We start from the raw sequence: 7,751 nt of genomic DNA on the forward strand, positions 1-7,751 counted from the left end.
CGTCTTCCTTCCTCTCTGAGACCTCTTGTCAGCTTGCGGCAGCGGGCGCAGCATGCCCCTGCTCGCCTTCAAGTCGCGGGGCAGGACCTGTTCGCGGGCGGCAAGGCGGCGACTTGCCAAAGATAACTCGACAAAAATGTGGAGGAAAAGCATGACGATCAATGTCTCGCGAAGGTCCCTGCTCGCGCTCGGCGCCGGCCTTGGTGCAAGCACGCTGCTCGGCGGCAGCGCGCTGGCACGCGCGCCGAAGCTCGGCACGCAAACGCCTTATTGGCACCGCTTCATTCTCGGCGATGCCGAAGTCACCGTCGTCTCCGACGGCCCGCTGCCGCTCGGCGATCCCTCCGGCACGTTTACCGGCGTGCCGAAGGAAGAAGTGAAGAAGATGCTGTCGGACAATTTCCTGTCGCCCGACAATGTCGTGCTGGAGCAGAATTCGCCGATCGTGAACACCGGCGACAAGCTGATCCTGTTCGACACCGGCATGGGCACGTCGAAAGCGTTCGGTCCGACCACCGGCCGCCAGCAGAAGAGCATGGCGGAGGCTGGCATCAAGCCTGAGGACATCGACGCCGTCGTCTGCTCGCATGCGCATATCGACCACATCGGCGGCATCGTCGATGCCAACGACAAGCCGCTGTTCCCGAACGCGCAGGTCTATATCGCCCAGAGCGACTTCGACTACTGGACCGACGAAGGCAAGATGGGCAGCCCGCTGAAGGACTTTGTCATTCACGCGCGCAAGAATCTCATGCCGGTCCGCGACCGCCTGGTGTTCTTCAAGGACGGCCAGGAATTCCTGCCCGGCGTGCAGGCGATCGCAGCGCCCGGCCACACCGTCGGCCACCACATCTTCATGGTGAGCTCGGCCGGCAAATCCTTCGCCTTCCTCGGCGATCTCTCGCACCACGCGGTGCTGCTGCTGGAGCGGCCGCGGATGGAATTCTCCTACGATACCGACCCGAAACAGGCGGCGGCTTCGCGGGTGAGACTGCTGGAGATGCTGGCGGCCAACAAGACCCCGGTGATGTCCTATCACTTCGCCTGGCCCGGTTACGGCCATGTCGCCAAGGTCGGCGACGGCTTCCATTATTATCCCGAACCGATGCAGATGACGCTGTAAGCCTGCCCGGGCTCTGGGACGGCCGCGCGGTAGGTCCCGGAGCCCGCGTTCCCGTAATGTTCTTGTGCTTGGCGCTGCCTTCGGCTACCCTCGATTGTGGCAAGGGGGCAGCATGGTTCAACGCGTTTCCACCGTCGCTTTCGAGGGGATCGAGGCTCGCGCGGTCGACGTGCAGGTGCAGGTCGCGCCGGGATTGCCGGCTTTTGCGATCGTGGGCCTGCCGGACAAGGCGGTTTCCGAAGCGCGGGAGCGGGTTCGCTCGGCACTGATCGCCTCAGGCCTCGCTTTGCCGGCGCGGCGGATCATCGTCAATCTGGCGCCCGCCGACCTGCCCAAGGAAGGCAGCCATTACGACCTGCCGATCGCGCTCGGGCTGATGGCGGCGATCGGGGCCATCCCGCCGGATGCGCTCAACGGCTTTACGGTGCTGGGCGAGCTCGGGTTGGACGGCTCGATCGCGGCGGTCGCGGGCGTATTGCCGGCGGCGATCGGCGCCAATTCGCGCGACGAGGGGCTGATCTGCCCGGCGGCCTGCGGCTCGGAGGCGGCGTGGGCGAGCCCGGACATCCAGATCATCGCCGCACACTCGCTGATCCAGATCGCCAATCACTTCAAGGGCACGCAGGTACTGTCGCGCCCACAGCCGAAGGTGCATGAGCAGAAGGAGACGCTGCTCGACCTCCGCGACATCAAGGGCCAGGAAAGCGCCAAGCGGGCGCTCGAGATCGCGGCGGCGGGCGGGCATCACCTCCTCAGGTGATTTCGTCAATGGGAATGGTGCCGGATTTGCGGGTCCCATATCGCGCGCTCGGGACCCTATTTTGCCTGACCCGCCCTCCCCGACTTCAAACGGCAGACTTCAAGGCATCAGCCGCCGCCTAGCTCGCAACAGCAGCGCCCGACCCGTAACTATCTTGTGGACGTTTTCGCCGAACGTGAGTCGTTTCAAGGGCTTCGTGCTCACGCCACACATTGTAGTCCGGCGGCAAATCGTCGTACGGTAACAAGCCTTGCAGGGCCTTGCTGAAAACGGAAGGGGGTCACCCGGCGGCAACCGAGCGACCCCAAACGGCCCCGTTAAGGAACCTACCCAGAAGCTGCGGGAGACCTGCCTTGCCTTATCGGCACGGTAGGCTCCTGCAGTGCGCACGCACATACTCCACCTTCCCGAGCCGAATGCGCACATAGTCGCAGACAGCCACAGGCTGGTGTATCGGACACGACGCTGGACGAGCCATTGTTGTGATCCCTGGGGAATTGGGTCCCTTGGTCCCCGGCCACACGATTGCGCCTCCGTTCGCGCATTGCGTGCCCAGTGGGCGATCACAGCATTCGCCGTTTCCGACCTGTTCCTTCTATCATCGGCAGACAGTTTCCCGGTGTTTTCCACGCGGTTATCCAGTGGTTATCCACGTATAGCACAAGCTTTGCGCCTGTTCCCTATTTGTTCACGTACGGGTCCGAGCTGCACAGAACAGCGGCCTCTATGGGCCCGTTAGTGGCTCAAGCGGGGGCCCGGATGCCCGGCGTAGTGGCTTTGGGTTCCCTTCGATGTATGACGTGTCGGTCCTGACCGGGGTTGGCGGTGTGGCGGTGCTGCGTTGGGGAGCTGCGCCTTGCGAGGAGAAGGGGAGGGGTGAGGGATGGACTGGTCACTTCTGATCGTGCTGGTGCCTGTGGGGGCGTTCATTCTGTGGCGTAGCCAGAAGCAGGCGGAAGCCGCGAAGGTCGCCTCCGACCGGCGAATGAGAGACAGGCGGCTCTATGAGCACATCAAGACTGGCATGCGGGAATACAACTGGCGCGACCGCGAAGGGCTGTTCTGGAAGGCAAAGGACGGCGAGTTGCTATTCGAGACGGCCCATCTGTCCGCGTTCCATGTCAACCACTTCGCCGAGTTCCGTGTGGGCTTCTATTTCAAAGACATCGACGAATTCGGGCTCTACGGCCACTTCGCGGGCAACGGTGACGAGTCGATCACGAGCTACTATCGCACCGACCGCACCTTCCAGAAGGAGGAGCATGTGTTCGCGTGGGATGACTGACTCGGAAGCTATCGTTATCGAACAATATTTCGAGGTGGGCAGTGGCAATTCCTAACTATCAGACCTTAATGCTTCCGGTTTTGAAATGCGCAGCAGAACAGTCTGTTCGGGTTCCTGAAATCGATCAGCGCATTGCGGATCAGTTCGGGTTAGCTACCGCGGAGCGCGACGAAATGCTCCCGAGCGGTCGACAGAAGGTTCTGCATAATCGGCTGCACTGGGCCAAATTCTACCTTAGCAAAGCGGGCCTTATTGCACCCGCCCCCGGGAGGCGCTTTGTGGCGACCGACTCAGGGCGTGAGCTGCTCGGCCGCAACCCCGACCGGATTGATAACGAACTACTGTTTGGCTATCCGGGGTTTGCGGAATTCTACCGTGGCAGCGCGTCCGGATCGGACGGGGAAGAGACCCAGGAGCCGAGCGCCCGATCCGCCGGGCTCAGTTCAGACAGAACTCCGGAAGAGCAGATTGAAGCCGCACACGCGGCCATTCACTCCGCCCTAAAGGCCGAGCTGCTTCAACGGATAATGATAAACAGCCCATCTTTTTTCGAGCAGATCATCATCGAGTTGCTTTTGAGAATGGGGTACGGCGGTTCACACAAGGATGCCGCCGAACAGCTCGGCCGCTCGGGAGACGGCGGCATCGATGGCGTTATCAATGAGGATCGTTTGGGGCTTGACCGGGTCTACATCCAAGCCAAACGCTGGGAAAATGTGGTCGGTCGGCCTGAAGTGCAGGCTTTCGTAGGTAGCTTGGTCGGCCTTGGCGCAAGCAAGGGCGTGTTCGTGACCACCTCGAAATTCAGTCAGCAAGCTGTCGAATTCGCAAGGTACCTTGCTCAAAGGGTTGTGCTGTTGGACGGCGAGACTCTAACCGAATTGATGATCGAGCACGATATTGGGGTGCGCGTAAACCGTGCAGTCCAATTCAAGCGGATCGACGAGGACTTTTTTTCCGAAGACGATTGATCGTTCATTGTAGAGGTTTTTTCACTCCCAAGGCGGCGTTCCGCGCTCGTCCTCGCCGCGGGACCTGCGCAGCACCCGGCCCGCAAACTCCTCATATCCCATGTCGCCAAAAGCGTATGCTTCTAAGAGGTGCAGATTATCTTCGAACTTCGCCCTCGCCTCGGCTGCGACCGCCAGCAGGTTCTTGGTAATGAACTTCAAGAGCCGATTGTCGGGCTCATTGCCGAGCCTAACATCGTGGTAGCCGAGGAGTGTCTTATCACGGACTTTTTCGGCGAGAGCTGTGTCCGATACCGGCACTAGCTGGTTGTAAGTCTGGTGGATGATGAGCCCGCATTTTCCGAGCACGTTGAACGTAACGAATGGAATGCGCCGGGCGATCAGGACAGGCACAGCGTTGAGCGCGATGCATTTCCGTAGCGTCTCCTTAATCTCATCGACGTGCGGATACATCCAGTGTCTGACGTTCTTGCATTCAATTCCCACGAAGCCAGCGTCAGCGGTACGAAGGATAAAATCGAGCCGTTCGTCACCATGCAATGAGCGTGTGCCGATGTGCTGTGGCGGCTCTTCCTTGCTATACATGGAGCTGTCGTCGTGCTCTTTGAGGTCTTTGAAGCGGCCATAGAACTCAGCGTCAGCTAGCTGGCAAAGCGCGCGGTAAGTGGCAATTTCCAACACCTGCCCGATGCGGGTGGCGATCCTTGTGTAAGGCTCATAAACGGCGACGAGTTCGCGGAGCCGCGCCTCGCGTTGCTCAGGCGGCGTATTGCCGGCGTAGAACCATGGCGCGTTGGCGGCGGTGACCCGACCAATCCGGCCCTCGTGTATGAGGCGCCTTCGGACATCGGAAAGAACGTGCGGATCGATGCGCTGGTTGAAGGGTCCGGCGTCAGAAATCTTCTGCTCGAGCGTCCTCTGGTTCGCGATCGTCATGGTGCCCAGGACACGCATCAGACGTGTCTCTGCGACTGCCTCGCGCTCTTCGCGCGTCATTCGTGCCAATGGACCGCCCCCAGCGAATCGCGGTTGGTATTTATATATATGTAGGAGTAGTCCCAGCTATCCCGATCGAGGTCTCGGCTCTTGGGAGTGCCGCAGGTGTTTACGCGCGGTGCCCCCTCCTGCTTTGCTGATCTTGCGGCTCGGCAAATTCCGCCCCAGTTGGGTATGCCCTCCCGAGACACAGCGGCGAGACGAATATCCTGTCTTATTAGGGTTGACTTATCTATTTCGAGACATCATGTTCTCGTGGTCTAGAGCCTAACGAGACAGGAGCGCCTCATGACGGTCATCGGCTATGCCCGCGTCAGTACCACCGACCAGAACCTCGAACTGCAAGAGACGGCCTTGCGCGCGGCGGGGTGCGACCTGATCAGGGCAGAGAAGCGCAGCGGCACCACCACAGCAGGCCGGGAGGAGCTAAGGACCGTCTTGGAGTTCCTTCGGGCCGGTGATGTCCTCATGGTCACCCGCGTTGACCGGCTCGCACGCAGCATTGGAGACCTTCAGGACATAGTGCGCACCGTGAAGGCCCGTGGTGCTTCCCTGAAGGCCACTGAGCAGCCCATCGACACCAGCACAGCGGCGGGCAAGTGCTTTTTGGACATGCTCGGTGTGTTCGCTGAATTCGAGACCAACCTGCGGAAAGAACGTCAGCTTGAGGGCATAGCGGACGCCAAGGCACGCGGGGTGTACCAAGGTCGCAAGGCGTCCATTGATCCTGCACAGGTGAAGGCGCTGCGGGCGCAAGGCATGGGGGCGTCGGACATCGCGAAGGCCCTCAAGATTGGCCGTGCTTCGGTGTACCGCGTCTTGGAGGGCTGAAGGGCCCATGACCTCTGCTCGGCTGAAGTCACCTGCCTGCCCCCGCTGGAACTCGCCTTGCCCATTCGACCCGGTTCCGCCATGTTCCAGGTCTGCGCGAGTGCAGTTAATGGGCGAATGGGGGACTGGTGGTGGATTTCTGGACGCCTATTGGGGTCGCCGTCGCTATCGGGATCGTCATCTACACTGTTAACGACTTCCGCGCTCGCCTCGGCCGGATCGAGGGCACGCTCAACCGCATACTGGACAGGGTGTATCCTGAAGAGGCCGAAGGGCGGCGAGCGGAGGCTTGGCTAGCTTTTGAGGCGAAGACTATTCGGGAGGGCCGGTGGGCGTGGGTGTGGCTGATCCTTTTGGTGCTAGCCGTCGGCGGGTGGTTCCTGCTGCGTAGTTAAACGCAGGGAAACATTGGGCCGCCTGACCCACGGAAGCGGCCATCCAGGCGGCCGATGGGGGATTTGGGTCCCCTATGGGGCATGGGACCCTGGGCCATGGTTTTTGGGGCCCCCTATTTCAAAAAAGTCGGGCTAAAGCCCTTGGCCTCTGCTCGGCTGAACAGGGGGGAGCGCTTCCTGCAAAGTACCGTAGGGGCCCACCAGTGCGCGCTGGGCGCACGCTGAGGCCCCCGGTGGGAACCCGTACCTCTACAGTGTATCATTCGGCTGAAAGCAACAAATTCAGGCACTTAGCAGATCAACGTCCCGACATAGTAGGATAGAGGGCGATTGGAGCCCCTAGGAGGGCCATAGGGGCGCGTACAGATGGCTGTAGCTGGTCCGCCCCCAGGAGCACAGCGGGCTTCCTGGGGCAAACAGGGTGGTTGCTTCGCTGGAAGTACCGCCGAGCCTCAGAGCCCGCTAAGGGCGGACAGCGGCGCTGTAGGGGCCCGCAATATCAAATGCTTACGCCCCATAAGTGCATTTCATACGGACAATTAGGACAAGTATCAATCCGGCTGCAAGCAACAATTTCAACCACTTAGCGGCCTCAAGTTACAACCTCTAGGGAGAGGCATCTAACCCCTCCAAGGGTACCCTAGGTACCATTCCCTCCTCACCCTCTACGGCACTCACTCACCGATCCGCCTTTGCGGACGGCTGATTACACACAACACCCAGCCGCTAAGGCGCGCTCGAAAGGAACACAGAGAACACAATGGCCCCCGACGGTTGGTCAAAATCCCCCGGGTGAGGTCACCTCAAACTCCCCCACCTGATTCCGCCTGGCTGGGCGGCTGATCGGCCGCAAAGCGCGTAGCAGGACGTTTATTTTCGCCCCCTTTTAGGGAAGAGGGGACGGGGAGTTGAACGTCTTGAAGCCGCATCTGCAAAGCACTGTATTCACGTTACTTGAGCGCCAGACGAGCCAACGAGAGATCCAGCGGCTGACGGGGATCGACCGCAAGACGATCCGGCGCTACCAGGCGATTTTCGCGTCCCGGCGAGCGGCGGAGGCAAATTCCCCCGGGGTGACCGCCGGCTCCGAGGCCGCCGATGGCCAAACTCCCCCACCTCCGCGACCGCCGGCTATCGGAGTGAAGGTGGCCGCCAAGACGTTTGATTTCGCCCGCTCAGCCTGTGAACCGCATCGGGATTGGATCGAACAGCAGGTCCGTCTGAAGCGCAATGCGCAGGCGATCTACCAGGATCTGGTTGACCAGTTCGGCTTCACTGCCAGCTACGAGAGCGTCAAGCGTTTCGTGCGTGCCCTGCGCCACATCGATCCCAAACAGTTTGACCGTCTCGAGTTTGACCCCGGCGAGGAAGCCCAGGTCGATTATGGCGA

General features: G+C 60.8%; 6 protein-coding genes and 2 pseudogenes. 7 read left to right on the top strand and 1 reads right to left on the bottom strand.

Features of this window, described 5'->3' with window-relative positions:
- The first annotated feature begins 151 nt into the window (after window positions 1-151).
- The 4 genes and pseudogenes from AC5ZG5_RS25640 (at window position 152) to AC5ZG5_RS25655 (ending at window position 4,139) form a co-directional block, all read left to right on the top strand.
- On the top strand, window positions 152-1,123 hold the full coding sequence (locus tag AC5ZG5_RS25640; RefSeq protein WP_028164793.1) for an MBL fold metallo-hydrolase: 972 nt from the start codon (window positions 152-154) through the stop codon (window positions 1,121-1,123).
- A gap of 112 nt (window positions 1,124-1,235) precedes the next feature.
- Window positions 1,236-1,877: pseudogene (locus AC5ZG5_RS25645) on the top strand (magnesium chelatase domain-containing protein); the annotation flags it as partial.
- Window positions 1,878-2,766: 889 nt separating this feature from the next.
- Window positions 2,767-3,168, top strand: coding sequence for a hypothetical protein (locus AC5ZG5_RS25650; RefSeq protein WP_456644553.1), 402 nt, complete (start codon window positions 2,767-2,769; stop codon window positions 3,166-3,168).
- A 41-nt stretch (window positions 3,169-3,209) separates the two neighbouring features.
- Window positions 3,210-4,139, top strand: coding sequence for a restriction endonuclease (locus AC5ZG5_RS25655; RefSeq protein WP_456644554.1), 930 nt, complete (start codon window positions 3,210-3,212; stop codon window positions 4,137-4,139).
- Window positions 4,140-4,160: 21 nt separating this feature from the next.
- On the opposite strand, the gene AC5ZG5_RS25660 is transcribed toward AC5ZG5_RS25655, so the two are convergent.
- The gene (locus tag AC5ZG5_RS25660; protein WP_456644555.1) at window positions 4,161-5,135 is read right to left on the bottom strand and encodes a hypothetical protein; all 975 of its coding nucleotides are present in this window, start codon (window positions 5,133-5,135) and stop codon (window positions 4,161-4,163) included.
- A 288-nt stretch (window positions 5,136-5,423) separates the two neighbouring features.
- Between AC5ZG5_RS25660 and AC5ZG5_RS25665 the strand changes: the two genes are divergently transcribed.
- The 3 genes and pseudogenes from AC5ZG5_RS25665 to AC5ZG5_RS25675 form a co-directional block, all read left to right on the top strand.
- Entirely contained in the window at window positions 5,424-5,966 is a 543-nt protein-coding gene (locus AC5ZG5_RS25665) for a recombinase family protein (protein ID WP_456644556.1), read from the top strand.
- A gap of 131 nt (window positions 5,967-6,097) precedes the next feature.
- On the top strand, window positions 6,098-6,361 hold the full coding sequence (locus AC5ZG5_RS25670; protein WP_456644557.1) for a hypothetical protein: 264 nt from the start codon (window positions 6,098-6,100) through the stop codon (window positions 6,359-6,361).
- Window positions 6,362-7,269: 908 nt separating this feature from the next.
- Window positions 7,270-7,751, top strand: a pseudogene (locus tag AC5ZG5_RS25675) (IS21 family transposase); the annotation flags it as partial.

The organism is Bradyrhizobium sp. Ses1 (assembly GCF_059512365.1).

Excerpts from the sequence above, each read along its gene's own strand:
- AC5ZG5_RS25640 (WP_028164793.1), top strand. The coding sequence starts at position 152 with ATGACGATCAATGTCTCGCGAAGGTCCCTGCTCGCGCTCGGCGCCGGC.
- AC5ZG5_RS25650 (WP_456644553.1), top strand. The coding sequence starts at position 2,767 with ATGGACTGGTCACTTCTGATCGTGCTGGTGCCTGTGGGGGCGTTCATT.
- AC5ZG5_RS25660 (WP_456644555.1), bottom strand. The coding sequence starts at position 5,135 with ATGACGCGCGAAGAGCGCGAGGCAGTCGCAGAGACACGTCTGATGCGT.
- AC5ZG5_RS25665 (WP_456644556.1), top strand. The coding sequence starts at position 5,424 with ATGACGGTCATCGGCTATGCCCGCGTCAGTACCACCGACCAGAACCTC.